The sequence below is a fragment of the Yimella radicis genome, assembly GCF_054778255.1.
This window is the reverse complement of sequence record NZ_BAAGZR010000003.1, coordinates 137,790-163,443: the sequence shown is the minus strand read 5'-3', so window position 1 is coordinate 163,443 and position 25,654 is coordinate 137,790. Positions and strand designations below refer to the sequence as shown.

The 25,654-nt window shown below is 67.3% G+C and carries 24 protein-coding genes and 3 tRNA genes; 12 read left to right on the top strand and 15 right to left on the bottom strand.

The genetic code is table 11. The annotated features are described in order from the left end of the window. Nucleotides 1–176: 176 nt before the first annotated feature. The 4 genes from ACYU8W_RS02560 to lysS all read left to right on the top strand — a co-directional run bounded on the left by ACYU8W_RS02560 (nt 177) and on the right by lysS (nt 4,804). On the top strand, nt 177–1,271 hold the full coding sequence (locus ACYU8W_RS02560) for a hypothetical protein (protein ID WP_499466370.1): 1,095 nt from the start codon (nt 177–179) through the stop codon (nt 1,269–1,271). A gap of 88 nt (nt 1,272–1,359) precedes the next feature. Then, complete coding sequence (locus ACYU8W_RS02555) at nt 1,360–2,664, top strand: adenylosuccinate synthase (RefSeq protein ID WP_499466368.1); 1,305 nt, start codon at nt 1,360–1,362, stop codon at nt 2,662–2,664. 1 nt (nt 2,665) lies between these two features. Next, the gene (locus ACYU8W_RS02550) at nt 2,666–2,914 is read left to right on the top strand and encodes a hypothetical protein (RefSeq protein WP_129624657.1); all 249 of its coding nucleotides are present in this window, start codon (nt 2,666–2,668) and stop codon (nt 2,912–2,914) included. 123 nt (nt 2,915–3,037) lie between these two features. Then, the gene (gene lysS / locus ACYU8W_RS02545; protein ID WP_499466366.1) at nt 3,038–4,804 is read left to right on the top strand and encodes a lysine--tRNA ligase; all 1,767 of its coding nucleotides are present in this window, start codon (nt 3,038–3,040) and stop codon (nt 4,802–4,804) included. A gap of 6 nt (nt 4,805–4,810) precedes the next feature. Here the strand turns inward: lysS and ACYU8W_RS02540 are convergent, their stop codons facing one another. The 3 genes from ACYU8W_RS02540 to ACYU8W_RS02530 all read right to left on the bottom strand — a co-directional run bounded on the left by ACYU8W_RS02540 (nt 4,811) and on the right by ACYU8W_RS02530 (nt 8,558). Continuing rightward, nucleotides 4,811–5,119 carry a chorismate mutase gene (locus ACYU8W_RS02540; RefSeq protein ID WP_141929302.1) on the bottom strand — a complete coding sequence of 103 codons (309 nt, stop codon included), beginning with the start codon at nt 5,117–5,119 and terminating at the stop codon, nt 4,811–4,813. Nucleotides 5,120–5,194: 75 nt separating this feature from the next. Next, the gene (locus ACYU8W_RS02535; RefSeq protein ID WP_239701014.1) at nt 5,195–7,414 is read right to left on the bottom strand and encodes a HelD family protein; all 2,220 of its coding nucleotides are present in this window, start codon (nt 7,412–7,414) and stop codon (nt 5,195–5,197) included. Nucleotides 7,415–7,538: 124 nt separating this feature from the next. Continuing rightward, complete coding sequence (locus ACYU8W_RS02530; RefSeq protein WP_499466363.1) at nt 7,539–8,558, bottom strand: helix-turn-helix transcriptional regulator; 1,020 nt, start codon at nt 8,556–8,558, stop codon at nt 7,539–7,541. Nucleotides 8,559–8,886: 328 nt separating this feature from the next. On the opposite strand from ACYU8W_RS02530, the gene purD reads away from it, so the two are divergent. Next, complete coding sequence (purD, locus tag ACYU8W_RS02525; RefSeq protein ID WP_499466361.1) at nt 8,887–10,146, top strand: phosphoribosylamine--glycine ligase; 1,260 nt, start codon at nt 8,887–8,889, stop codon at nt 10,144–10,146. Nucleotides 10,147–10,208: 62 nt separating this feature from the next. Here the strand turns inward: purD and ACYU8W_RS02520 are convergent, their stop codons facing one another. After that, a complete protein-coding gene (locus ACYU8W_RS02520) occupies nt 10,209–10,406 on the bottom strand; it encodes a CsbD family protein (RefSeq protein WP_141929298.1) in 198 nt (65 codons plus the stop codon). 129 nt (nt 10,407–10,535) lie between these two features. Between ACYU8W_RS02520 and ACYU8W_RS02515 the strand changes: the two genes are divergently transcribed. Further along, nucleotides 10,536–11,420, top strand: a complete 885-nt coding sequence (locus ACYU8W_RS02515) for a phosphoribosylaminoimidazolesuccinocarboxamide synthase (protein WP_141929297.1) — start codon at nt 10,536–10,538, stop codon at nt 11,418–11,420. A gap of 3 nt (nt 11,421–11,423) precedes the next feature. Here ACYU8W_RS02515 and ACYU8W_RS02510 read toward each other — a convergent pair whose 3' ends face one another. Then, a complete protein-coding gene (locus ACYU8W_RS02510) occupies nt 11,424–12,236 on the bottom strand; it encodes a spermidine synthase (RefSeq protein ID WP_499466359.1) in 813 nt (270 codons plus the stop codon). A gap of 23 nt (nt 12,237–12,259) precedes the next feature. On the opposite strand from ACYU8W_RS02510, the gene ACYU8W_RS02505 reads away from it, so the two are divergent. Then, the gene (locus ACYU8W_RS02505) at nt 12,260–12,631 is read left to right on the top strand and encodes a sterol carrier family protein (RefSeq protein ID WP_499466634.1); all 372 of its coding nucleotides are present in this window, start codon (nt 12,260–12,262) and stop codon (nt 12,629–12,631) included. 137 nt (nt 12,632–12,768) lie between these two features. On the opposite strand, the gene ACYU8W_RS02500 is transcribed toward ACYU8W_RS02505, so the two are convergent. After that, nucleotides 12,769–14,466 (bottom strand): sunset domain-containing protein, encoded by a 1,698-nt coding sequence (locus ACYU8W_RS02500; protein WP_499466357.1) that lies wholly within the window; start codon nt 14,464–14,466, stop codon nt 12,769–12,771. A gap of 92 nt (nt 14,467–14,558) precedes the next feature. On the opposite strand from ACYU8W_RS02500, the gene ACYU8W_RS02495 reads away from it, so the two are divergent. The 3 genes from ACYU8W_RS02495 to purM are packed head-to-tail and all read left to right on the top strand — an operon-like array spanning nt 14,559 to nt 17,685. Next, nucleotides 14,559–14,894, top strand: a complete 336-nt coding sequence (locus ACYU8W_RS02495; RefSeq protein WP_499466355.1) for a cytidylyltransferase family protein — start codon at nt 14,559–14,561, stop codon at nt 14,892–14,894. Nucleotides 14,895–14,918: 24 nt separating this feature from the next. After that, nucleotides 14,919–16,532 carry an amidophosphoribosyltransferase gene (gene purF / locus ACYU8W_RS02490; RefSeq protein ID WP_499466353.1) on the top strand — a complete coding sequence of 538 codons (1,614 nt, stop codon included), beginning with the start codon at nt 14,919–14,921 and terminating at the stop codon, nt 16,530–16,532. A gap of 40 nt (nt 16,533–16,572) precedes the next feature. Next, nucleotides 16,573–17,685, top strand: coding sequence for a phosphoribosylformylglycinamidine cyclo-ligase (purM, locus tag ACYU8W_RS02485; protein ID WP_499466351.1), 1,113 nt, complete (start codon nt 16,573–16,575; stop codon nt 17,683–17,685). Nucleotides 17,686–17,815: 130 nt separating this feature from the next. Here the strand turns inward: purM and ACYU8W_RS02480 are convergent, their stop codons facing one another. The 6 genes from ACYU8W_RS02480 to ACYU8W_RS02455 form a co-directional block, all read right to left on the bottom strand. Continuing rightward, nucleotides 17,816–18,022, bottom strand: coding sequence for a DUF3073 domain-containing protein (locus tag ACYU8W_RS02480; RefSeq protein WP_499466349.1), 207 nt, complete (start codon nt 18,020–18,022; stop codon nt 17,816–17,818). A 146-nt stretch (nt 18,023–18,168) separates the two neighbouring features. Next, on the bottom strand, nt 18,169–18,957 hold the full coding sequence (locus tag ACYU8W_RS02475; protein ID WP_499466347.1) for a copper resistance CopC family protein: 789 nt from the start codon (nt 18,955–18,957) through the stop codon (nt 18,169–18,171). 112 nt (nt 18,958–19,069) lie between these two features. Beyond that, nucleotides 19,070–19,142 (bottom strand) — tRNA-Phe (locus ACYU8W_RS02470). A 63-nt stretch (nt 19,143–19,205) separates the two neighbouring features. After that, a tRNA-Asp gene (locus ACYU8W_RS02465) sits at nt 19,206–19,282 on the bottom strand. A 25-nt stretch (nt 19,283–19,307) separates the two neighbouring features. Further along, nucleotides 19,308–19,380: transfer RNA gene (locus ACYU8W_RS02460), tRNA-Glu, on the bottom strand. A 132-nt stretch (nt 19,381–19,512) separates the two neighbouring features. Beyond that, a complete protein-coding gene (locus tag ACYU8W_RS02455) occupies nt 19,513–20,547 on the bottom strand; it encodes a PHP domain-containing protein (protein WP_499466345.1) in 1,035 nt (344 codons plus the stop codon). A gap of 43 nt (nt 20,548–20,590) precedes the next feature. Here ACYU8W_RS02455 and ACYU8W_RS02450 point away from each other — a divergent pair, with 43 nt between their 5' ends. Further along, nucleotides 20,591–21,055 carry a hypothetical protein gene (locus ACYU8W_RS02450; RefSeq protein WP_499466343.1) on the top strand — a complete coding sequence of 155 codons (465 nt, stop codon included), beginning with the start codon at nt 20,591–20,593 and terminating at the stop codon, nt 21,053–21,055. On the opposite strand, the gene ACYU8W_RS02445 is transcribed toward ACYU8W_RS02450, so the two are convergent. Then, a complete protein-coding gene (locus ACYU8W_RS02445; protein ID WP_499466341.1) occupies nt 21,056–22,108 on the bottom strand; it encodes a hypothetical protein in 1,053 nt (350 codons plus the stop codon). A gap of 201 nt (nt 22,109–22,309) precedes the next feature. Here ACYU8W_RS02445 and ACYU8W_RS02440 point away from each other — a divergent pair, with 201 nt between their 5' ends. Beyond that, on the top strand, nt 22,310–23,551 hold the full coding sequence (locus ACYU8W_RS02440) for a polysaccharide deacetylase family protein (protein WP_499466340.1): 1,242 nt from the start codon (nt 22,310–22,312) through the stop codon (nt 23,549–23,551). Between the two features lie 33 nt (nt 23,552–23,584). Here the strand turns inward: ACYU8W_RS02440 and ACYU8W_RS02435 are convergent, their stop codons facing one another. Both ACYU8W_RS02435 and treZ read right to left on the bottom strand, forming a co-directional pair. Next, nucleotides 23,585–23,893, bottom strand: a complete 309-nt coding sequence (locus ACYU8W_RS02435; protein ID WP_499466338.1) for a DUF1330 domain-containing protein — start codon at nt 23,891–23,893, stop codon at nt 23,585–23,587. Beyond that, the gene (gene treZ, locus ACYU8W_RS02430) at nt 23,890–25,653 is read right to left on the bottom strand and encodes a malto-oligosyltrehalose trehalohydrolase (RefSeq protein ID WP_499466336.1); all 1,764 of its coding nucleotides are present in this window, start codon (nt 25,651–25,653) and stop codon (nt 23,890–23,892) included. Before treZ ends, ACYU8W_RS02435 begins: the two co-directional genes overlap by 4 nt. Between the last annotated feature and the right edge of the window lies 1 nt (nt 25,654).

Here is a 25,654-nt window from a genome sequence, read left to right as displayed (position 1 = left end):
GGTTCACACAGGGATTCGTTCTTCGTGTCGATCACTGTCCTTTTCTCTGGTCGAACACCGACACCCCTGCGACCGCCCGACCCCGGCGTCAGGCACCACATCGCGGGGAGCCATTGACACGGAGCTGACGTCGTACACCCGTTGACACGCAGTCGGACACACGAAGGAACAGGAAGATGACGAACGCGTCGCCGCAACCGGGTACGAACGGTGCAGGGAACAACGGCACCGATCGTCGTCAGGTGATCCTCGGTTTCGCCCAGGCCCTGTCGGACGTCCGGCAAGCAGCCGGACAGCCATCCTTCCGGCAGATGGCCCAGACCTCCGGGTGCATCTCGCACGCCACGTTGCACGAGGCGACCCGAGGCAAGCGACTGCCCACCTGGGAAGCGACCGAACAGTTCCTCATCGCGTGTGGGGTCGATCCGCACCCGTGGCACGAGCAGTGGCGTCGCGCGAACCGATTGGTCAGTCGCCCGTCCACCGGGCAACCAGCTCAGCCGGCATCCCGACCGGCCGTGACCGGCACTGCGACCGGCACCGCCTCACCGACCCGTGGACCGGACCGTTCGCAGCTTGCCGGCCCGTCGTGGAGTCCTCCCGGACAGGAAGGCAACGAACGAGTGAAGCAGCTGCGGACCGAAGTCCCCACCACGGGACCGACCAGGACGATGCCGGTATCGGTCCGCACGCGACACGTCGCGCGCCGCTGGGAGAAGCTCGGCACTCTGCTCGCTGCCATCGTCCTCATCGTCGGGGGTTACGCGGCTGCGTCCTGGACCCAGCAGTCCTCGTCCAACACCGCGATCGCGACATCGCCCACCGTGAGCAGGCCCTCTTCGACATCTTCGCCGTCGTCCGTCGGTTCGGTGCCCTGCCCGCGCCCCAACGAATCCAGCGTCCGCTCTTGGAAGTCCTCCCGCATCGACGGTGCAGCGATGGAGTACCGGTCCGGACGTCTCTCGCTGTGCGGGAAGGTTGCCGCCGGCGAGACGACGAAGCAGGGATTCACGCTGAAGAACACCGGCACGACGAAGATCTCGGGATGGACGGTGCACATGGTGAAGTCGACCGGCACATGTCTCACCGACGCCGACCGCACCGGACGCATCGCGGACCTCGACCCGGGCGAGACGTTCTCCGCGAGCATCGCTTTCGAGGCGCCCGATCGCGCCGGTGGGTGCAGCGCGGAGTTCGAGATCCGGGACGCGTCCGGCAAGCCCGTCTTCGACGAGGGCTTCACCGTCCCGTTCGCGGTCGTCGTCGCCTGAGCACAGCAGATCGGTGGCCGGTATCGTTGGCCTTTGCGAGCCGGCCGACTGGCCGGCCTCGTTCCGTGACGGAGGGGTCTGAGCAGTCATGCCAGCGATCGTGCTCGTCGGTGCCCAGTGGGGCGACGAAGGCAAGGGCAAAGCCACCGACCTATTGGGCAGCCGCATCGACTACGTGGTGAAGTTCAACGGCGGTAACAACGCCGGTCACACCGTGGTGATCGAGCAGCCGGACGGCAGCCGCGAGAAGTACGCGCTGCACCTGCTGCCCAGCGGCATCCTCACCGAGGGTGTCACCCCGGTCATCGCCAACGGCGTCGTCGTCGACCTGGGTGTCCTGTTCGAGGAGATCGACGGCCTCAACGCGCGCGGCATCGACACCAGCCGCTTGCAGATCAGCGGCAACGCGCACGTCATCCCGAGTTACAACAGGGTGCTCGACAAGGTGACCGAGCGCTTCCTGGGCTCGCGCAAGATCGGCACCACGGGTCGCGGCATCGGTCCGACCTACGCCGACAAGATGAACCGCATCGGCATCCGCGTCCAGGACCTCTTCGATCCCTCGATCCTGCGCCAGAAGGTCGGTGCCGCGCTCGATGTGAAGAACGAGTTGCTGGTGAAGATGTACAACCGCCGCGCCGTCGAGGTCGACGAAGTGGTGGAGGACCTCCTGCAGTACGTCGAGCGGCTGCGTCCGATGGTCGTCGACTCCTCCTTCGAACTGTCCAAGGCGCTCGACCGCGGCGACACGGTGTTGTGCGAAGCGGGTCAGGCGACCCTGCTGGACGTCGACCACGGCACTTACCCGTACGTCACCTCGTCCAACGCGATCTCGGCCGGCGCCTGCACCGGCGCGGGCATCCCGCCGACCCGCATCGACCGCGTCATCGCGATCATCAAGGCCTACACGACCCGCGTCGGCGAGGGTCCTTTCCCGACCGAGTTGCTGGACGACAAGGGCGAGTTCCTACGCAAGCAGGGCGCCGAGTTCGGCACCACCACCGGACGTCCGCGTCGGTGCGGTTGGGTCGACACGGTGATCGGACGCTACGCGAATCGCGTCAACGGCGTGACCGACTTCGTCCTGACCAAGCTTGACGTGCTGACGGGTCTGGAGACGGTGCCGGTGTGCGTCGCGTACGAGGTCGACGGTGAGCGCTTCGACGAGATGCCGATGAGCCAGTCCGACTTCCACCACGCGACGCCGGTGTACGAAGAGCTCCCAGGTTGGTTCGAGGACATCTCGCACTGCCGCACGTGGGAGGAACTTCCTGAGAACTGCCGCGCGTACGTGGAGTTCGTCGAGCAGCAGATTGGCGCTCGCATCTCCGTGATCGGCGTCGGACCGGGCCGTGACGAGGTCATCGTCCGGCACGACCTGCTCCACGACTGACGTGCCCTCGAGCGTGCTCGTGGCCGCCGAGGCGGTCCGCGACACCCCGTCCTGGTTCGTGGCGACCATGTGGACGATCAGCCTGGTGATGATCGGGTCGGCGGCGTGGGCCTTGCTCGCCGCCTGGCTACGCCGCGGTGACGGACCGACCGAGGGGCGCCGCGCTCAGTCGAGCTGTCTGGCGGTCTTCGCGGTCCCCACCCTTCTGCTGGGGCTGTTCTTCCTGAGTTGGGCGATCGGGATCAGCTGAGTCCGACTGCGTCCGCCGCGGTTGTCGGCCCGACGGGGTACCACCGCCGCTGGATCCGGGACGTGGGTCGGTTGGTTTCGGTCGGTCGGGACGGCCGTTCGATCGCCCGTAGAATGGTCGACCGTGACTGACGTGCAGCTTGACGACTGGGTTTCCCGACTGGCCGACGAAGTGATCGCCGACGCGGACAAGCGCGGCATCAAGGTCGTGTGCGCGTCCGGCATCTCACCGTCCGGCCCGATCCACCTCGGCAACCTGCGCGAGGTGATGACCCCGCACCTGGTGGCCGACGAGATTCGCCGACGCGGCATCGAGTGCGAACACATCATCAGCTGGGACGACTACGACCGGTTCCGCAAGGTGCCCAAGGGCATTGCGGGAGTGGATGATTCGTGGGCCGAACACATCGGCAAGGCGATCACGTCAGTGCCGGCGCCGCCCGGATCGAGAGCCGACTCCTGGGCCGCTCACTTCCGAGAGCAGTGTGAGCGCTCCCTGGCCGAACTCGGTATCACCTACCGGTCGATCAGCCAGACCGAGCAGTACACCTCCGGTGCGTACACCGATCAGATCCTGTTCGCGATGAGTCAGCGCAGCGAGATCGACAAGGTGCTCGACCAGTACCGCACGCTTGCTGCCAACTCCACCGCACAGGTCGACAAGAAGTTGGACGCCGAGCAGGCCGCTGCGGCGGCCGAAGCCGCAGAGGGTTCAGGGGCAGCGTTCGAGGACGATGGCGGTTCGGGATCCGAGTACTACCCGTACAAGCCGTACTGCACCGTGTGCGACAAGGACTTCACCAGGGTCAGCGGATACGACCAGACCACAGCGGAACTGCACTACGAGTGCGAGGCATGTGGCCACACCGAAACGGTCGACCTGCACACCTTCCACCGCGGCAAGCTGGTCTGGAAGGTTGACTGGCCGATGCGGTGGGCCTACGAGAAGGTCGTGTTCGAGCCGTCCGGTGTCGACCACCAGTCGCCCGGTTCGTCGTACGCGGTCGGACTCGAGCTTGCGCCGATCTTCGGGTGGCAGCGTCCGATCGGGCCGATGTATGCGTTCGTGGGCATCAAGGGCATGGCGAAGATGAGTTCCTCGAAGGGTGGCGTGCCCGTCGCCGAGGACGCGCTGCAGATCATGGAGCCGGCTCTGCTGCGCTGGCTCTACGCGCGCCGCAAGCCGAACCAGGCGTTCGACGTCGCCTTCGACGCCGAGATCCAGCGCATGTATGACGAGTGGGATGCGTTGCAGCGCAAGGTTTCCGAGGGCAAGGGCCAGGCCGGCGATGTCGCGTCGTACACCCGCGCTTCCAGCACTGCCGCCGGCGAACTGCCCTCCACGCCGTACCCGGTTGCGTACCGCACGCTCGCGTCCATCGTCGACATCACCACGGGGGATGAAGCACAAACGCTGCGGATCGTCGGTCAACTCGACCCCGAGAACCCGCCTGCTTCCCTCGAGTCACTGCGCCCGAGGTTGACCTGCGTGCAGACCTGGGTCGCCACACGCATGGCGGACGAGGACAAGACTGTCGTCCGGGCGGAACCCGACGCCGCAGCGAAGGCCGCGCTCAGCGACGACCAGCGTGAATCTCTGCGAATCCTGCTGGACGGCAAGGGAACCGAGCTCGGCGCCATCGAGGACGACTGGTCGCTCGACGGTCTGACCCATCAGGTCTACGGCGTGCCCAAGGTGATGCAGGGCGAGAGCCCCGACTTTCGCCCCGACCGCAAGAAGGAGCCTGAACTCGCGGCCGCCCTCGGCGCCGCCCAGCGGGAGTTCTTCAAGTTGCTGTACAACCTGCTCATCGGCAAGGACACCGGCCCGCGGCTGCCGACGCTGCTGCTCGCGATCGGTCCGGAGAAGCTGCGCGCATTGCTGGGCTGAGCGCGCTCAGGCCGTCGGGTCCTCGCGGATCCGCTCGTGGTGGTGGATCACCTCGTCGATCACGAACCGCAGGAACTTCTCCCCGAACTCCGGGTCGAGTTGCGACTGCGCCGCGAGCGTGCGCAGCCGTGCGACCTGACGTTCCTCACGGGACGGGTCGGCCGGCGGCAGGTCGTGCTCGGCCTTGTACTGGCCGACCGCCTGGGTGATCTTGAACCGCTCGGCGAGCAGGTGGATCAGCGCAGCGTCGATGTTGTCGATCGACTGCCGGTAGGAGCGCAGTCGCTGGTCTTCGGGGCCGTTCGAGTCATCCACCCCTCGATTCTCGGACACCGCTTAACCGGCGGGCCGACCGCGTCCGTGGAGTGGGCATCGGGGTGTCCTTGGGGATCAGGCCGGGTGGACGACCGTCATCCGGTGCGCTGCACGGGTGAGTGCAACGTAAAGTACGCGGACACCGCCGGGAGACTCTCGCGTTATCTCGTCAGGATCGACGATGACCGTGGCGTCGTACTCCAGTCCCTTGGTAGACATCGGGTCGATCAGGATGATCCGCTCGTCTGAATCGTTGAGCGAAGCGCCAAGTGCTGCAGCCCATTTCGCGGGTGTCACCACTGCGACGAGTCCCTCGACCTCGCCCAGCAGATCCTGAGCAGCGGTCACGGACGATTCGACGACATCAGGTGCTTCGAGGTCCTGCGGGCACACACCTGTCTCACGCACGGCGTCCGGAATGTCCGCGTCAGGCACGTGCCGACGGACGACCTGCGCCGCGTACTCGAAGATCTCGCGAGCGTTGCGGTAGTTGGTGGTCATGTGGAAATGACGGCGTTCCTTCTTGCCGAAGGCTTCCTCGCGGGCCCCGAGCGCCTCGGCCTCGTCCGGCCAGGACGACTGCGCGGCATCACCGACGACCGTCCAGGACGCGTACCGACCACGACGGCCGACCATTCGCCATTGCATGGGGGACAGGTCCTGTGCCTCGTCGACGAGCACGTGGGCGTACTCGCCCCAGCGACCGATCTTGCCCTGCAGCAGCCGTTCGCGGGCGTCGGTGGGGCGCCGCTCGAACTGTACTTCCTGCACGGACGCGGCCTGTCCGGCGGTGCGAACCTCCTGCACGTCGTAGGCCGACGGGTCGTCGAGCAACTCGATCTCGTAGAACCCGCGCTCCTCGGCCTGGCGTTCGACGACGAGCCCGAGCCGGGCCGAGACGTCGTCGACCAGGGCGGCGTCGGCAACGCTCCACGCGCCGGTCGCGAGAGCGGCGTCCAGCGAATCGCCGAGCGCGTCCCGCTCCTGTGTGGACAGCAGACCGTCGCAATACCGTTGCAAGCGTCCACGATCGGTCATCCAGAGCAGCACCTCGCGGGGGTCGACCTGGGGCCACCACTGGTTCATGAACGACTCGACTTCGAGGTGGTCGCCGAACCGGTCGAGGAACTCCGACTTCTCCAGCGCGCCCACGTGTGGCCGCACCTGGGTCCACGCTGCCTCGCCGAGTGCGTCCTGCGCGGCAGCGGTCGCGGCGTTGTGCTGGTGGTGACGCAACACCCGGCGGCGGATGTCGAGCAGTCGATCCCCTTCGATGCGCACCGGGTGACCGGAGATCATCGCCCGGAAACGTGTGGGTGCTCCCGGCGGCAGGTCGCGGGCGGCGCGGCCGAGCACCGGGCGGATTCGGAGGGAGCCCTTCACAGCTGCCGCGGCCGGCTCGTCGAGGCGGGTGGCGGTGATCCCCTCGATCACGTCGCCGAGCGAGCGCAGGGTGACGGTGTCCTCGCCGAGGGAGGGAAGAACACGCTCGATGTAGGCGGTGTACGCCGAAGAAGGGCCGATGACCAGGATGCCGCCGTTCTCGTACTTGCGGCGCTCGGAGTAGAGCAGGTAGGCGGCGCGGTGCAGTGCGACGACCGTCTTGCCGGTGCCCGGGCCACCGCTGATCTCGGTGACGCCGCGGGCGGCAGCGCGGATCGCCTCGTCCTGGTGCTGCTGGATGGTGGCGACGATGTCGCGCATCTGTCCACCGCGGGTGCGGGTGAGCGCAGCCATCAGCGCGCCGTCGCCGACGACCACCATGTCCTCAGGCGCCTCGGGCACCATCAGGTCGTCCTCGATGCCGATCACCTTCACGCCGCGGCTGCGCAGCACGCGGCGTCGGATCACGCCCTTGGGATCGACCGGGGTCGCCTGGTAGAAAGCGGCTGCTGCGGGTGCGCGCCAGTCGATGACGAGCGGTTCGTACTCGTCGTCGCGGACGCCGAGGCGCCCGACGTACCGCACCTCGCGCGTGTCGCCGAGGTGGTCGGGTTTGTCGTGCTCGATGTCGAGGCGTCCGAAGACCAAGCCCTCGTGCTGTGTCTCGAAACTACGGCGACGGTTGCTCGCCTGGAACACCATCACGTCGCGTTCGAACAGGCCGGTGATCTCCTCCTCGCGTACTTCGCCGGTGCGTGAGGAACGGCCACGGGTGTGGCCCTCGGCCTCGACGAGGGCAGCCCGGTCGGCCGCCTTCTTCAGCTCGGCGTACACGCGGTCGACGTGTGCCTGTTCGCGAGACAGTTCACTCTCGATGGCGGGCGACACCGCATTCGTCGAGGACGTCGTCATTGCTTCCCCCAGCTTCGGTCGGGGACCGTACGCGTGAGCGCAGATCTCAACAGGCCGCGGCGGTTCTCGCGTGAGTTGCGTGGACCGCGCAAGTGCAAGAGTTTACGCAGGGTGCCGAGCCTGCTCAGATCAGACCGTCCTTGGCGGCGAGCACCCCGGCCTGGAAGCGTGTGGACGCGCCGAGACGACCCATCAATTCGCGCACCCGGCGCTCGACGGTTCTCTGGGAGACCTTGAGTCGTTTGGCGATCACGGAGTCGGTGGTGCCGGACGAGAGCAGTTCCAGGATCCGTTTGTCACGGGCATCGAGTTCGCCCGAAGGCTCCTGGGCCAGGCGCCACTCGCGACCCAGTCGCCAGGCCCATTCGGCCACGTTGCTGATGGCGGCCGCGGCGCCCGGAGTGCTGATCATCAGACCCAACGCCTCACCGTCCGGACCGTGCGCGTCGATGACCGCCAGACCTCGATCATTGACGATCGCGGAGAAGGGCAGGCCCGAGTGAAAGCGGTACAACTCGCCGGTGCTCTGCCGGGCGGTGACGACCTCGTTGAAGCGGGGGTGAGGGATGATCGACGTGTCCATCGTGACGCGAGCCGCGAGCTTGACGCCTCGTGCATTGCCGACGGGGGTCACGTGAAAGTCGGTCGGCAGGTCCAGCAGGTAGCGGGTGTGCGGCGAGTCGTTGCGTAGCCCGACCACCTGAGTGCCGGACCTGGCCAACAGTTGTTGGGTGGCCAGCGCGATCTCCTCGACACTGTTCAGGCGGTCGTAACCGCTCGGGTCGGGTGCATCGGCCGAACGATTGGCGTAGCTGCGGGAGAGGGCAGAGGTGGACGCACGGATCGTCGTCGCGTACTCCTCCAGTCGGGCGGCGAAGGCGGGCAGTGCAATGTCCGGCGGGATCGCCTCCCACACGTCGTATCCGAGAGGACGAGCCAGGCCGCGACGTTCGAAGGCACGCATGCTCTTGTCGACGTACGCGGGCTCGAAGCCGCGACGGACGAACTCGTTGCGAGTGGCCGAAGGTGCTTCGAGCAGCGCCAGGTAGATCTCGGTGTGGTCGTCGGTCAGATCGAGATCGCCCACGACGGCAGGCGGCAGATTACTGCTGTCCTCGCGTCGTTTCTTCCTCGCGTCGTCCATGCTCGTCCCCTCCTACCCGGCCCGTACCCGACTCAACTCTTCGCCAGCGTACTGTCGGTTCACCGCCAGCGTCACAAGGCCGTCACGGTTTTTCTGGACATGGGCCGCTTCCGTGCGTAATAGTTGAGCCAACAACATTCAGGTTGTGCGAGTCCTTGAGTGCGTCGCCGAGTCCCCCTCCGGCCGACCCCAAGGCTCGCGGCGGGGCTCCTCCCGAGAGACCTCCCCCCCTGACTTTCGGGAGGGCCCTGCCGTCCTTCTTTCTCGTTCCCGGCTCGGCTCCTCGGTGGCTCCGGGCCCTTTCCGTGGTCTGGGTAGGGTCGGTCCCGTGAGAATTCTGGTGATCGGATCCGGTGCCCGCGAACACGCGATCGTGCGAAGCCTCGCCGCAGATCCCGATGTAGAGGCGGTCGTCGCGGCACCGGGCAACCCGGGCATGGCCGAGCTGGCGGAATGTCGACCTGTGGTGGTGACGGACCCGGCAGATGTACTTCGGCTCGCGCAGGCCGAGTGCGCCGATCTCGTTGTCATCGGCGCGGAGGCCCCGCTGGTCGCCGGCGTGGCAGATGTGTTGCGGGAAAACGGCTTTGATGTCTTCGGTCCATCCGGTGAAGCTGCTCGTCTTGAAGGCAGCAAGGCGTTCGCGAAGGAAGTCATGGCGGCCGCCGAGGTGCCGACGGCGATGAGTCGGGTGTGCTCCACCGAGGCCGAAGCCCGGGACGCACTGGACGCGAGCGGCGCTCCGTACGTCGTCAAGGACGACGGGCTCGCCGCGGGCAAGGGCGTCGTCGTCACCGACGATCTCGAGGAAGCCGTCGCGCACGCGATGGCGTGTTTCGCCGGTGGTGCGCAGGTGGTCATCGAGGAGTTCCTGGACGGTCCTGAGGTGTCCCTGTTCTGCATCACTGATGGCGAGACGGTCATCCCGCTGGAGCCGGCGCAGGACTTCAAACGCATCGGCGACGGCGACGAAGGACCCAATACCGGTGGAATGGGAGCGTATTCGCCGCTGGACTGGGCGCCCGGCGACCTCGTCGATCACGTCGTCCGCACCATCGCGCAACCCACGGTCGACGAGATGAGGCGGCGAGGAACGCCGTTCTCCGGAGTTCTGTACGTCGGTCTGGCACTCACCTCACGCGGGCCGCGGGTCATCGAGTTCAATGCACGCTTCGGCGATCCGGAGACGCAGGTCGTCCTTGCCCGGTTGCGCACGCCACTGGCGTCCTTGCTCAGCGCAGCAGCTCGCGGCCGACTCGACCAACTGGAGTCGTTGCGCTGGCATACGCAGCACGCGGTGACGGTCGTGCTGGCGTCCGAGGGCTACCCGGCTGCGCCGGTGACGGGGGACGTGATCGAAGGGCTTCCTGTCGAAGGCGATGCGTACGTCCTGCATGCCGGCACGTCGTCGGACGACGGCCGTCTGCTGTCGGCCGGAGGGCGCGTGCTCTCGATCGTCGCCTTGGGTGACGGTCTGGCGCAGGCTCGGCACAAGGCGTACGCAGCGATCGACCGAATCGGCATGCGGGGCGGTCAGTTCCGTACCGACATCGCGCTGAAGGCCGAGCGCGGCGAGATCTCCGTCTGAGCGCTCAGGACACGACGAGGGCCCGGATCCGTGCGGATCCGGGCCCTCGTCGTGTCTCCGGGTCAGTTGCCGGTGACGGAGTCCTTGGCGTCGCCGAACGAGTCCTTGGCCTTCTCGCCGGCCTGCTTCATCTTGGCCCCCGACTGCTCGGCCTGGCCCTCGGCCTGCTGGCCCGGGTCGTTACGAGCGTCGCCGATCTTCTCCTGGGCTGCGCCCTTGAGCTCTTCGGCCTTGTTCGAGATCTTGTCTCCGATACCCATGCTCGGTCCTTTCCCTCTGACGACCTCACGGCGATTCCGTGGCCGTCGTTCCTTCCATCTTCACCCGCGGATTCGCAGATTTGGGCAGTCGGCGTCATCGGATTCGGTGGCCTCGGGAAGAATGTCGACATGAGTCTCGACCTGCCGGGATACGCCCACGCCTACTCGGGAAAGGTGCGCGATCTTTACACCCCCCTTGTGGGTGACGTCGCCCGCGACGACCAGATCCTGCTGGTCGCCTCCGACCGCATCTCCGCCTACGACTTCGTGCTCGACTCCGTCATCCCCGACAAGGGAAAGGTGCTGACCCAGCTCTCGCTGTGGTGGTTCGAGCAGTTGGCCGATCTCGTGCCCAACCACGTGATTTCCACGGACGTGCCGGACGCCGTTGCCGGTCGGGCGGTGTTGGTGGAGCGGCTGGAGATGGCGCCGGTCGAGTGCGTGGCTCGCGGTTACCTCACGGGGAGCGGACTGGCTGACTATCAGCGCTCCGGTGTGGTCTCCGGTGTCTCGTTGCCGGATGGATTGGTCGACGGATCGCGTCTGCCCGATCCCATCTTCACGCCCTCGACCAAGGCGCCCCTCGGTGAGCACGACGAGCCGATCTCCTACGACGAGGTCGTGGCCGAGGTCGGAGCGCCACTCGCTCAGCAGTTGCGGGACCTGACGATCGCGATCCTCAAGCGAGGCAACGAGATTGCGGAGAAGCGCGGGATCATCCTCGCCGACACCAAGGTCGAGTTCGGGCAGCGCCCGGACGGCACGTTGGTGCTCGCCGACGAGGTGCTGACGCCCGACTCCTCGCGCTTCTGGCCGGCGGACTCCTACGCGCCCGGGGGGCCGCAGCCGTCCTATGACAAGCAGTTCGTCCGGGACTGGCTGACGTCACCGGCGAGTGGCTGGGACAAGAGTTCCGGCGAAGCGCCTCCGCCGTTGCCCGATGAGGTCGTCGACAAGACGCGTGCGAAGTACGTCGAGGCGTACGAGTCTCTCACCGGACGCCGATTCGACTGACGCTCAACGGAACCGGAGGGTGCCGCTCGTCTCGGGCGGTGGTGCTGGATCTTCGTCCGGGTCGGCGATCGGCTTCGCCGAGCGTGCCCAAGCCGCAGTCTCGCCGGCGCGGACGAAGGCTGTCGGGAAGTCGGACGCGGCAGCGCGGCGTCCGAGTGCGGCCTCGTCGAGCGTCGATGCCGCGATCAGGACGTAGTTGCCGAAGCGCTTCTTCTTCATGACCTCGGTGGTGGTCAGGAGCGCCATCGTGTCGAAAGCCGTTGCGGCAGTAGCCAACACCCGCTTGAGGAAGGCGCGCTCCGGTCGGTCGGCGATGTTGAAGAGCAGGACACCGTTCGGTTTCAACACGTGCGAACACCGATGCAGTGAGGCGGTCGTCACCAGGTCGCCGGGTACCCGGCCTTCGTCGAAAGCGTCGATGACGACGGCGTCCGCGCTCGCGTCGGCCAGCTGCTGCAGACCGCTCCAGCCGTCCGTCGGGCGCACCCGAATGCGGTGGCCGCGGGGGAGCGGCAACTTCTCGCGCACAGCCTGAGTGAGCTCGGCGTCCGGCTCGAGCACGATCTGCGGTGAACCCGGTCGGGTGTGCTGGACATACCTGGGCAACGTGAGTGCTGCCCCGCCGACATGGGTCACAGCGAGCGGTCCGGCGGGTAGTAGGTCGAGGACGCTTGCGAAGTGCTGGACGTACTCGAACGCCAAGAACCCCGGGTCGCCGACATCGACGTAGGACTGCGGGTGCCCGTCACGCAGCACGGTGACACCACCGCGTTCGTCGCCTCGGAACTCGATGCGAGCGCTGTCGTCGGAGAGCACGGTGAGAGCCTAAGGCGGTGGCAGTGCGACGAATCGACCCGAGTGCAGGTAGGCAGGCCGTCCAGGACTGGTGTGCTGACCCGCAGGTGCCGCGTCCGACGCTCGCCACGGCGGTCCGTTACACGCTGGAGGAACTCGGTCTGCAGGCGCCGGGACGGTCGGTCGAGGTACGCGTCCCGCCGTTCGGTGCGGTGCAGGTGATCGAGGGAACGACGCACCGTCGGGGTACGCCGCCGAACGTCGTCGAGTTGTCCGCTGCGACCTGGCTGGCGTTGGTCGTCGGTGATCTGGTCTGGGCGGATGCCGAGGAGAGTGGCGACTTGCGTGCGTCCGGCGGGCGAGCGGATCTCTCTGCCTACTTGCCTTTGCTTCCGCGTCGACCGGCGCGTTCGTAGAGCCCGGACGCAGGCGCCTCCGCTTGTCGGAGCCCACGCACGCGGGGTGAGACCTGCGAGTTTTCGGCGCCAGATGTGCCGAACCCCGCCCGGAGTCGTGGGCGGGGCTCGATCAACAACTCGATCGACGAACGCGGTCAGCGCTTGGACGCGTCCCAGTGGCGGAAGCCCGCCGACGCCGCGATCTGCTCGTCCTTGAAGTAGACCTCGGCCTCGGTGTCGGCGTACGCCGGGGAGTCGGTCGTGTGGAAGAGCATCGAGTCGGCGTTGCCCTTGATCCAGCCGGTCGGGCCCGATCCGTCCTCCTCGGGCATCGCAGAACCCGGACCGAAGGGACCGTCGGCGGGACCGTCGGCAACCTCGGTCGACGCGGGGTCGGCCGGCGCCGCGGTGTCGGAAGCAAAGGTGCCGTCCGACGGCAGGTTGGGCTGCGCCGCGCGGGGAGTTCCCTGAATCTCACCGCTGCGCTGGTCATCCCGCATCGGGGCGACCTTGCCGCTCGGGTGCTGCTCCTCGAAATCCCCCAACGGCAGCGCGGGGGTCGACCATTCGCCGTCCCGCGACGCGGATGCATCTCCGGCCGGGTCATTGGGGTCGACGGCCGGTGTGGCACTCGTCGACGACCTTTGCTCGGCTGGTGCTTCTGTCGCGGGGTCAGCATCCTCGGCCGCCTTCGACTCGGACGGTTCCGTCGGTTCCGCGTCCGCCTGAGCTGCCTTCGGCTCCTCGACAGAACCGTCTACTGCGGATGCTGCGGGTGCGTCGTCCAAGGGCGGGGGCGGGGTGGCCCAGTCGTCGCCGCCGGTCGCTGCCGGTGCCTCGGTCGAGGTGGGCTCAGCCTGCTCGGACTCAGCCTTGGGTGCTTCAGCCATGGTTGCTTCGGCAGGTTCGGTCGCCTTCGGCTCCTCGACGGGTTCCGTAGTCGTTGCCGGCGCGGTCGTCTCGGCGGCGGGGGAAGCAGGAGCGTCTTCGAGCGGCGGGGGAGGGGTGCCCCAGTCATCGGCACCGGTCGCTGCCGGCGCCTCGGCCTGCTTCGGCTCGTCGGCGGACTTGTCGATCTTCGCCGTTTCGGCGGGAGCCTTGGCCGACGCATCGTCCAACGCGGGTGGTTCGGCGTCCCAGTCGTCTGCGCCCGATGCGGCGGCGGGGGCCGCCTTCGGTTCGTCGGTCTTCGAGGTCTTGTCCGCTGTGTCGTCGGTGACGGGCGCGGGTTCGGCGTCCCAATCATCACCGGACGTGGCAGCCGCCGCAGCAGGCTTGTCCTCCACGGCGGGAGGCTCGGCGTCCCAGTCGTCCCCCCCGGATGCGGCAGGAGCCTCGGCCGGCTTCTCGTCGGCCACGGGCGCAGGGTCGGCGTCCCAATCGTCACCGCCGGACGAAGCAGCCTGCTCTGCCGGCTTCTCGTCGGCGACCGGAGCAGGGTCGGCGTCCCAGTCGTCGGCCGCACCAGCAGCGGGCTCGGCGGGTTCGGACTTCTTGGGCTCATCCTTCGTGGCCGCGTCCTCCTTCGCGTCCGACGTCGCAGCAGCGACCGCTCCGGTGGCGCCGACGGCTCCTGCGGTGGCGGCGCCTCCGGCAGCGTTCGAGGGACCGGAGTCCTTCGCCGGCTGCTCGGTCTTCGCCGTGGCCTTCTGCGGAGCCTCGCTCTTACCCGCCGTGACCTCCTCGGCGGGGGTCTGCTCGATCTCTTCGACCTCGGGCTCAGGCGAGCCGACCTTCTTGTCGGAGTCGACACCATGGATACCGACCGACCCGCCGCGCTTGGGATCGCGCAGCACGATGATCGCCAGCTGGATGAGGATGATGATGACCAGGACGAGAATGACCCACTTCATGGGCACTCCTTCGCAGTGCAGAGAACGTGCAGGAACAGTGCAGGAACAAGACCTGTCGGCAACCCTAGCCACCGGTCGCATACCGTAGGCACGTGTCACAGCAAGTGCCCGACGAATCCGATGACGTCACCGACGTGACTGCCGACCCGGGGGTCACCCAACAAGCAGCCAGGGAAACCTCCGACGAACCTACCGGTGAGTCACCCCAGCTGATCCCGGTGCGGCGTCGCCCGAACGTCCTGATGTTCGTCCTGACCGGGGTCGTGCTCGGAATCATCGCCGCCGTCATCGTCGCGAACCTTCCTACCGACGATGCCAACTACTCGATGATGACCACCTTCGGTTACTTCGCGGCCATCTTCGGTCTCCTCGGCGCCATGCTCGGCGGCATCGTCGGCGTCCTGCTCGACCGCCGCGCCGGACGCTGAACACCTACGTGGGAGGATCGTGACGTGGCTCGCTCCGACGGACGTCTCTCCCATGATTTGATCCCCGGCGAGAAGGGCCCGCAGGACGCCTGCGGAGTCTTCGGCGTCTGGGCCCCCGGCGAGGAAGTCGCCAAGCTCACGTACTTCGGCCTGTATGCGTTGCAGCACCGCGGCCAGGAGTCGGCCGGCATCGCGACCAGCGACGGGCGCAGCATCCTGGTCTACAAGGACATGGGTTTGGTGTCCCAGGTCTTCGACGAGTCGAGCCTGGGCAGCCTGCGCGGTCACATCGCGATCGGGCACACCCGTTACTCCACGACCGGCGGCAGCACCTGGGAGAACGCCCAGCCGACGCTCGGCGGCCACGCCGGCGGCACGGTCGCCCTCGCCCACAACGGCAACCTGATCAACACCGTCGAACTGCGCGAGATGGTCGACAGCGAGCACGCAGGCCGCACCGTCCGCGGCGAGATCGCCCGCGGTAACACCTCCGACACCGCGTTGGTGACCACGCTGCTGGCCGCTGACGAGGACAAGTCGCTCGAGGAAGCCGCGCTCGACGTGCTCCCGAACCTCGAAGGTGCCTTTTGCTTCGTCTTCATGGACGAACACACCCTGTACGCCGCCCGTGACCCGTACGGCGTTCGTCCGCTCGCACTCGGACGCCTCGAGCGCGGCTGGGTGGTCGCGTCCGAGACCGCGGCGCTGCAGACCGTCGGTGCGAGCGTCGTCCGCGAGGTCGAGCCCGGCGAACTCATCGCGATCGACGAGAACGGCCTGCGCAGCCACAAGTTCGCCGAACCAAAGCGCAAGGGATGCGTCTTCGAGTACGTCTACCTCGCCCGTCCCGACGCCGTGATCAGCGGACGCGTGGTGCACGAGGCCCGCGTGGAGATGGGCCGCCAGTTGGCCCGCGAGCACCCCGTCGAGGCCGACATGGTGATCGGAGTGCCGGAGTCGGGAGTTCCGGCCGCCACGGGTTACGCCCAGGAGAGCGGAATCCTGTTCGGACAGGGGTTCGTGAAGAACGCCTACGTCGGCCGTACCTTCATCCAGCCGAGCCAGACCCTGCGTCAGCTCGGAATTCGGTTGAAGCTCAACCCTCTTGAGCACTCGATCCGCGGGAAGCGCATCGTCGTCATCGATGACTCCATCGTGCGCGGCAACACCCAGCGGGCGCAGATCAGGATGTTGCGCGAGGCCGGCGCCACAGAGGTCCATGTCCGGATCTCCAGCCCGCCGGTGCAGTGGCCGTGCTTCTACGGGATCGACTTCGCAACCCGCGCCGAACTCATCGCGACCGGGCTCGGCGTCGAGGAGATCCGGGCATCGATCGGTGCCGACTCGCTCGGCTACATCTCCACCGAGGGCATGATCGCCGCGACGAATCAGCCGCCTTCCCAGTTGTGCGCGGCCTGCTTCACCGGCGAGTACCCGATCGAACTGCCCGAGGACGGCCGCATCGGCAAGCACGTCCTGGAGACCCTGCCGATCGAGATCGCGTCCGGCCACGACCGCAGCATCACCCTCGCCCCCGAGGACCACGTCGATCGTTCAAGCCGCTCCGGTGGTTCGGACGCCGAAGGTGTCGGCACCGGGGTCAGCGGCGGCGGGTCGGGTGCCCTCGACCACCCGTGAGCCGCACTCACCTCCCACTCAGCCCGAACGAGAGCAGACGATGAGCGACACCCCGATCACCTACGCCGACGCCGGCGTCGATGTCCATGCCGGTGACAAGGCGGTCGAACTGATGAAGGCGTCCGTGCGCCGCGCGCAGCGTCCGGAGGTACTGGGCGGACTCGGCGGCTTCGCGGGCCTGTTCGACGCCTCGATGCTCACCCGTATGCAGCGTCCGGTCCTCGCCACTTCCACCGACGGTGTCGGGACGAAAGTCGCGGTCGCCCAGGCGATGGACAAACACGACACGATCGGTTTCGACCTGGTCGGCATGGTCGTCGACGACATCGTCGTATGTGGCGCCGAGCCGCTGTTCATGACCGACTACATCGCCACCGGCAAGGTCGTGCCCGAGCGCGTCGCCGCGATCGTCAGTGGCATCGCGGCCGCCTGTGAGCAAGCGGGTGTCGCCCTGGTGGGCGGCGAGACGGCAGAGCACCCGGGCCTGCTGGAGCCTGACGAGTACGACGTGGCCGGTGCGGCCACCGGTGTGGTCGAGTACGCCGACCTGTTGACCTCCGACCGTGTCCGGGTCGGCGACGTCGTCCTGGGCATCCCGTCGTCCGGACTGCATTCCAACGGACTGTCGCTGGTGCGCAAGGTCGTGGCCGGCGCGGGATGGGGCTGGGAGCGTGAGGTGCCGGAGTTCGGTCACACGCTCGGCGAGGAGGTGCTGACCCCGACCCGGGTCTATGCCGCCGACCTGCTGCGCCTGATCCGCACCGACGGCGTCGACATGCACGCGCTCTCGCACGTCACCGGAGGAGGCCTGGCGGCGAATGTCGCCCGCGTGTTGCCGCAGGGCGTCACCGCTGTCATGGACCGCTCCACCTGGACACCGGCACCCGTCTTCACCGTCATCGGCGAACTCGGTCGCGTGCCGCAGACCGACCTCGAAGCGACCCTGAACATGGGGGTGGGGTTCGTCGCGGTGCTTCCACAGGAGTCCGTGGAGACCGCTCTGGAGGTGCTGGAGTCGGTCGACCTGCCGGCGTGGCAGATGGGAACGGTCGTGTCCGCCGAAGACGCAGACACGACCCGCGGTGAGGTCATCACCGGCGCGAAGGGCGTGGACGCCGGTGGCGCCCAACTGATCGGCACCTACGCACGCTGAGCGGACGTCGAACGCACACTGACACCGCCTCGAAGCATCTTCGAGGCGGTCACCGGTGGTCGGGACAGATCACCTGTGCGAGGTCAGCGATGCGTACTGCTGGTCACCGAGAATTCGGTCACCCGACGAATCAGCGGTTGTGGGAAGCCCAATCCGCGTAGTCGTCGTAATCGTCGTCATCACCCTTTTCGTCGTCTGCGGCGGAATTCTCCGCAGATCGGGTGGAAGACGAAGCGCGAAGTTCGCGCTCCAGAGCGGTGAGGTCGGTGTCGGGAGAGAAGTACTTCAACTCCCGGGCAACCTTCGTCTGCTTTGCTTTGGCCCGGCCGCGCCCCATGGCGAGACCCCCTCGTGTGTGTTGCCGGTGTGTCCGTAACGAAGAACCCTCGAGCCGAAGCCCGAGGATCGATCATCCGGAGACCCCGGGATCTTTGGTATCTGTCGTGGGGTCAACGGTACATCAGGGAACGACCCACCGATGCATCAGTCACGAGGATGCTCGTCCGAATGCTGGTCACGCGGTCCGGACTCGTCGTCATCGCCGGAATCGGGGGAGCTGGTGGAACCAGTGTCGGTGCCGGAATCCGCTTCTGCGCGGCCTGAATCAGCGATCTTCTCATCGGGTTCGTTCGCCGCCTGGGACGGGGAAGACTCATCAGCACTTGCTTCGCCGGTGCGCGTGTCGACGTCGTCGTCCTTGAGGCGTCCCTTGGTCAGGAAGGCGCCACCGGCGATCAGCAACAGAGCGAGGGCGGCAGCGGCGATGATCAACGGTGCGTTGTTGTCGGTCTCGGACGTCGGCACCTCCTGGGCGGGCGGCGTCGGCTTCGAGGACGAAGGCGGGATCGTGGCCTCGGAACTGGCGTCGGCGCTGCGCGACGATGCGGCGGAGTCGGCGGGATCGCTCGCGCCCTCGACGGTGAAGTCGAACGCGCCCGAGATGGGGTGGCCGTCGGACGAGACCACGCGCCAGACGACCCGGTAGCCACCGTTCGCGAGCGGCGTCTTCAGCTTCTGGGTCACGCGGGCACCGCTGACGGTCGGCGTGCCCTGCGCGACGGTGCCTGCGGGCCCGTCGACCCGGACCGCGGCGCCTGTGCCAAGCACAGCATTGTTGAAGACCAGCGAGACCGCATCGATCGGTTCGGTGCGAGCGCCTGCCTTCGGGACCGAGTCGGTCAGCCTGTCATGAGCCATCGCCTGCCCCGGGTTGATCAGCAGCAGGGGCAAGAGCAGCAGTGCGAAGGTGACTCGCGTCAGGATCCGGAGCATGGGTTCATTCTGCCCACCACAGGATTCGCGGCATGTTGCGGGTTCTTCCGGCTCGCGCTGCCACTCAGCAGACGCAGAAACCCGCTGCCATGGGCAGCGGGTTTCATCGATGTGGCCAGAGACGGGGTCGAACCGCCGACCTAGCGATTTTCAGTCGCTCGCTCTACCAACTGAGCTATCTGGCCAACTCCGCCCGGTGAAAAAAGCCCCACCGAACCTTTCGGCTCGGCAGAGCCTCGTCACCGAACTGGCGACCCCGACGGGACTCGAACCCGCGACCTCCGCCGTGACAGGGCGGCGCGCTAACCAACTGCGCTACGGGGCCTTGCTGTTGCAAGACCTGACTTGCGTATCCCCAACGGGATTCGAACCCGTGCCGCCGCCGTGAAAGGGCGGTGTCCTAGGCCGCTAGACGATGGGGACCTGTCCTGGTCAGTTCCACCGCCGAGCGAACTCGGCTCGGATCCGTTGAGGACCTGCGCAACTATAGGGGAGTCTTCGGGGGATTTCCAAAACGACCCCGGACGCCGGCCGAGGCGAACGCATTTGTGCAGGTCAGCGCCTCGCGGCCCACTCCACGAGCCGGTCACGTTCCCAGGTGTTCACGATGCGTTCGATCGGGATGCCGAACTCCTGCGCGCGGGCGCAGCCGAACTGCAACAGGTCGAGCTGACCGGGCGCGTGGGCGTCGCTGTCGATGCTGAACAGGCAGCCGGCATCCCGAGCAAGGACGAGCAGGTCGTCCGGCGGGTCGCAACGCTCCGGGCGCGAATTGATCTCGACGGCGACATCGCTGTCAGCGCATGCCGCGAAGACTGCCTTCGCGTCGAAGCAGGACTGACCTCGCGTGCCACGTGAACCACCGGTGAGGCGTCCGGTGCAGTGCCCGAGGACGTTCGTGCGCGGGTTCTGGACGGCGGCGATCATCCGACGGGTCATCGGCGCGGACGCCATAGCAAGCTTGGAGTGCACGGACGCGACGCGCAGGTCGAGTTGATCGAGCATCTCCTCGGTCTGGTCGAGTCCGCCGTCATCGAGGATGTCGACCTCGATCCCCTTCAGCAGGGTGAACGAGTCGGCGAGGTGGGTGTTGATGCGGTCGACGAGTTGCAACTGCTCGGCCAGGCGCCCCGCGGACAGTCCGTTCGCCACTCGAAGTCGCGGCGAATGATCAGTCAGCACGAGGTAGTCGTGTCCGAGTTCCATTGCGGTAGCGACCATTTCGGGAATCGGTGATCCGCCATCGCTCCAGTCGGAGTGGCTGTGGCAGTCGCCGCGCAGCGCAGCCCGCACCTTTTCACCACCGTCCACCATCTTGTCCGGATACTTCGCCTCGACGGTCGCCAGGTACTCCGGCCGCTCGCCCGCGAGCGCCTGCCGGATGACGGCTTCGGTCGACTTCCCGATCCCGGCAAGCTCGGCCAGGGTTCCGGCCTCCGCACGCTGTCGCAGTTCCTCGCGAGGTGTGGCCACCACCGTCGAAACCGCCTGACGGAAGGCCTTGACCCGGTAAGTGCCGGCTCGCGCACGCTCGAGCACGAAGGCGATCCGGCGCAGGGCGTCGACGGGTTCGATGACAGGTTCGGCCATACGGCGAGACTAAGGGGCGACGGGCGCCGCTATCGTCACCTGCGTGAGAGCCGGGCTGTTCGTCGCACTGCTGGCCGTGTCGTTGGCCTGGATGCTGTGGGCCCAGGCGCGGATGCAGCACCGTGTCCTGTCGTGCCTGGTAGGGCGCGCCGGGGGGAGTTCATCGCGCGGAGCACGGGTGACCCACTTGGTCCAGGCGGCCGCCGCGCTCATCGCCGTCCTGGTCCTTGCTGCAGCAGTGCTTGTCGAACTGCGCTGGAACGCGGTCTACCTGCGGGTGCCGCTCGCCGCGTCCGTCCTGCTGGTCTACGTGCCCTTCGCGGCCACTCTGGGTCGCACCAAGCTGCGCAAGGTGCGCAAGACCGTCGAACAACGGATGAACGAACTGGGCGCCCCGCCGGACGTCACAACTGCGATCGCCCGGGCGGGACGCCCGTGGAGCCTGTTCGGCTCGCTGGTCATGCTCGCGGCGGTGCTGATCCTGACCTGGCACCACCTGCGTAACTGACTAGCTCTTCTTCTCGTCCTCCGTGGACAGGTCGGTCGGGTTGGGCTCGTCGACATCGTCGACGGTCGTCTCGGCCAGCTGCTGCTCGAACAACGAGGGGCGGTGACCCGAGGCGTCCGAACCGTCGGTGGCGCCGTTGTTGCCCGTACCGAACGCGTCCGAGCCGTGGTCGGCGTGCTGGGTGGACGGCCCGTCCGAGTTGTCACCTGCGGCCCGGTTCGAGCCCTCGTCGCTGTTGTCCGTCGACGCGCCGCGGTTGTCGGTGACGTTCTTCCAGATGGGGGTGTCGTCGACGTCGCCGGCCGGGGCAGCACCGGGAGCGTCCGATGCGCCCTCCGGAGTGGCGGAACCGGCAGCCGGACGTGACGCTTCGGCACGTAGGGCGTCCGAGCCACCTGTGCCGGTGGCCTCGTCCGAGGCCTTGTCGCTTCTGTTCTGGCCGTTGTTCGTGCTCTGGTCGGCGCTGCCCACGGTGGACTTGTTGTCCGAGGATGCGGACGCCGTCGTCGCAGGAACGAACGAGGAACGCGCGACGGCCGGCTTGGCGGTGCCGGCAGTGACCTGGCCGGCCGAACCCTGCTTGTCGGCCTGCTTCTCAGCCAGCTTGGACGCTGCCGTGTCGGCCGTGCGCGCGGCCGCGTCCTGGAAGGACTTGATCGCGAAGACCAGGCCCACGGCGGCGACGGCCATCCAGATGCGCGGGTGCCGCACACCCTTCTTCAGCAGGTAGTTCTCGGCCTTGGCGTCGAGCTTGAGCCCGATGCCGGAGCTCAGCAGGCTCAGACTGCCGGTGGCCGCAGCGATCGCGGAGCCGGAGGTGACGGCGACGTCACGCTTGGTGTTGACCGGCTTGAGGCCGAGCGCGTCGGAGTTCTCGGCGGCCTTGTCGGTCATGAACAGCGAGCCGGCCGTGCCTGCGGTGTTCGCGACCGTGAGGCCCCGACGGGCCCAGGTGGGGATCCTGGCCGGGCGGGCAAGAACGCCCAGACCGGCGACGGCGGCAGCGAGCAGATTCTGGGCTGCGGGGGAGCGGAGAGCGGAGTTGTTCGGCATGGCTCCCACTCTAGGAGCCGACACCACCCGCGCGGCGGGCATCGGCCGGGTCAAACAGGACCCAGGACTTGGCAAACGATCGGCAAACCTTGGCGTGGGGGCTTGGGTATGGCGCCAAGGGCTGGCACGGTGTTGAAAGGTCCAGTCCGACGACGCACAGGGGCGTCCAGGGTTAGAACGAAGTTTCAGGGGGAAAATCGAATGTCTCGCACCGTCCGCCGTCGATCCGTCATTGCAGCGGGGTTCGCAGCCAGCACGCTGGCCGCCTGCAGCGGGGAGGACAAGGCCGATCCCAAGCAGCCCGGAAAGAACCCGGACGCCGAATCGTCCGGCACGAGCGCTCCAGGCAAACCGTCGGGCAAGCCGAGTATCGACAACCCGCGGCTGATCGGTGACGGATCGACCGCGGACTGTGGTCCGCAGCCGCACCAACCCGAACCGAAGAAGCTGAAGCCGGGACAGGCCCCGCCGCAGTTCGTGGTGATCTCCTGGGACGGCGCGGGCGAGAACCAGGACATGCCGCCGCTGTTCGAGCGCTTCCTCAAGGTCGGCAAGAAGTACAAGTGCCAGCAGACGTGGTTCCTCACCGGAATCTTCCTGCTCCCCGAGTCGAAGCGAACGCTCTACAAAGGTCCGGGCTTCAAGGCGGGTGCTTCCGATGTCGGATTCCAGAAGGACGCCGAGATCCGCCGGACCATCGAACTGCTGCGCCAGGCCTGGCTCGACGGCCACGAGATCGGCACCCACTTCAACGGACACTTCTGTGGCGACAACGGTGTGGAGACGTGGTCCGAGGCGGACTGGCTGGACGAGATCCGCCAGGCCAAGAACGTCGTGCGGACCTGGAAGACGAACACCGGGTTCACCGACCTACCGCCGCTGCCATTCGATTACGAGAAGGAACTGGTCGGCGGACGCACTCCATGCCTGCAAGGGGTGAAGAACGTCCGTAAGGCGGCGAGCAAGCTCGGCTGGCGTTATGACACGAGTGCCGGGAACAACCAGGTGTGGCCGAAGAAGGACGGCACGCTGTGGGACCTGTCGCTGCAGTCGATCCCGTTCGCCGGCAAGGGCGGCACGGTGCTTTCGATGGATTACAACATCATGGTCAACCAGTCCGGCGGCACCAAGGGCGATCCGGCGAAACGTCCGGGCTGGCGCAAGCAGGCGGCCGACACTTACGTCGCCGGCTTCGAGCGCGCCTACGACGGCAACCGGGCACCGCTGATCATCGGCAACCACTTGGAAGGCTGGAACGGCGGCATCTACATGGACGCCGTCGAGGACGCCATCGTCCGGATGGCGTCCAAGCCGGACACCCGTTTCGTCACCTTCCGGCAACTGTGCGACTGGCTCGACGCCCAGGAGCCGGCCACCCTGGACGCACTTCGGACACTGAACGACGCCCCCGAATCCGGTTGGTCGAATTTCCTGGTGAAGTGACCGATACCGCTGTGATGCAGCGGTATCGGGAAATCACTCGCCGGGCTGTGGCCCGTCGTAGCCCTCGATGACGAGCAGTTCGCCGTCGGAGGACGCCTGGCGGTACTTCTTCGCCTCGGCGTACTCCGGTGAGCGGTACGCCGCCAGGGCAGCCTCATAGCTGGGGTATTCGACGACCACGTTGCGGTCGCGTGCCTCGCCCTCGACCGCCTCGAAGGTGCCGCCGCGCACGAGCAGACGTCCGCCGTACTTCGCGTACACCGCACCGTTGCGGTCGGTGTACTGGGTATAACCGTCCGGGTCGTGCACCGAGATGTGTGCGATCCAGTAGCCCTTGCTCATCGAACTGTCCCTTCGTTGTCGGTACGGGGCCCGAGCAGGACGACGCCGTCCGGCTCGATGACGACGTCTCCACCAGCGTCCATGGAGGTCTCGAACGCAGCCACAATGTGCTGGTCGTTGTCGATGCGCGCCGGTTCGCCACCGAGGTTCGCGACGACCCGGTGCTCGCCTCGGTGCACGATCAGCAGATCGTCCGAGCGCTCGATGAGCGACGATTCCGGTGACGGGTTGTGCAGGTCGGCGACCTCCCGGCGCAGCGAGATCAGCGTACGGTACCAGTCCAGCAGCGCGCGATGGGTCGGCTCGTCGAGCTCCTGCCACTGCAACACCGACGCGTCCCGCGTGGACCTCGCCTGCGGGTCGGGCACCTCGTCGCTCCAGCCGTGATCGGCGAACTCCTTGCGGCGTCCTTCCGATACTGCTGTAGCCAGGTCGGGCTCCTCGTGGTCGGTGAAGTACGCCCACTTGGTCGAAGCGCCCCACTCCTCACCCATGAACAGCATCGGTGTGTACGGCGAGGTGAGCATCAGTGCGGCACCGATCGCCAGACGGCCGGGGGAGACCAGGTGAGAGAGGCGGTCGCCGGTGGCCCGGTTGCCCACCTGGTCGTGGGTCTGCAGCGACACCACGAAACGGTCGCCGGGAGTCCTCGCCCCGTCGACCGGACGGCCGTGGTGTCGCTGCCGGAAACTGCTCCAGGTGCCGTCGTGGAAGAACGGCGTGCGGGCGATCTTGGTGATCGCTTCGGGGTCGGCGAAGTCGGCGTAGTAGCCCTGCGTCTCGTCGGTGAGCAGCACGTGCCACGTGTGGTGGACGTCGTCGGCCCACTGGGCGTGCAGGCCCTGTCCGCCCTCGCCACCCGGCGCTCGGTCGGTGACCGTCGCCGGGTCGTTTCGGTCGGACTCGGCGATCAGGAGCAGCGGCCGACCGAGCACGTCGGACAGCGAATCCGTCTGTGCCGCAAGCTCTTCCAGGAAATGCACGGCGCGATCGTCGATCAGGGCGTGCACCGCGTCCAGGCGCAGCGCGTCAAGGTGGAAATCGCGGAACCACATTGTGGCGTTGTCGATGAGGTAGCGGCGGACCTCGTCGCTCTGTGGCCCGTCGAGGTTGACCGCCCAGCCCCACGGCGTGTGGTGACGGTCGGTGAAGTACGGGCCGAAGACCGGAAGGTAGTTGCCGCTCGGGCCGAGGTGGTTGTAGACGACGTCGAGGCACACCCCGAGGCCCTTGCTGTGGGCGGCGTCGACGAACCGCTGCAGCGCTGCGGGACCGCCGTAGGCCTGGTGGACGGCGTACGGGCTGACGCCGTCGTAACCCCAGCCACGCTCGCCCGGGAACGCGGCGACCGGCATCAACTCGATCAGGTTGACCCCGAGATCGACCAGGTGGCCGAGACGCTCGATGGCGGCGTCCAGCGTGCCCTCGTCAGTGAAGGTGCCGACGTGCAGTTCGTAGATGACCGCGTCGCTGCGTTCGATGCCCTCCCACCCCTGGTCGGTCCACCGGTGCCGGGCGAGGTCGACCACCTCGGAACGGGCGTGGGGTCCGTCGGGTTGCGACAGCGACCGCGGGTCCGGACGCTCGTTGGCGGCGTCGACCCGGTAGGCGTATCGCGATCCCGGACCGCCGGGGGCGTCGACCTGCCACCATCCGTCGTCCGCCGGGTGCATCGGCACGGACGTGTCGTCGACGCACAGCTCGACCTCGTTCTGCGCCAACGGTGCCCAGACACGGAAGGTGTGATTTCCCGGACTCACA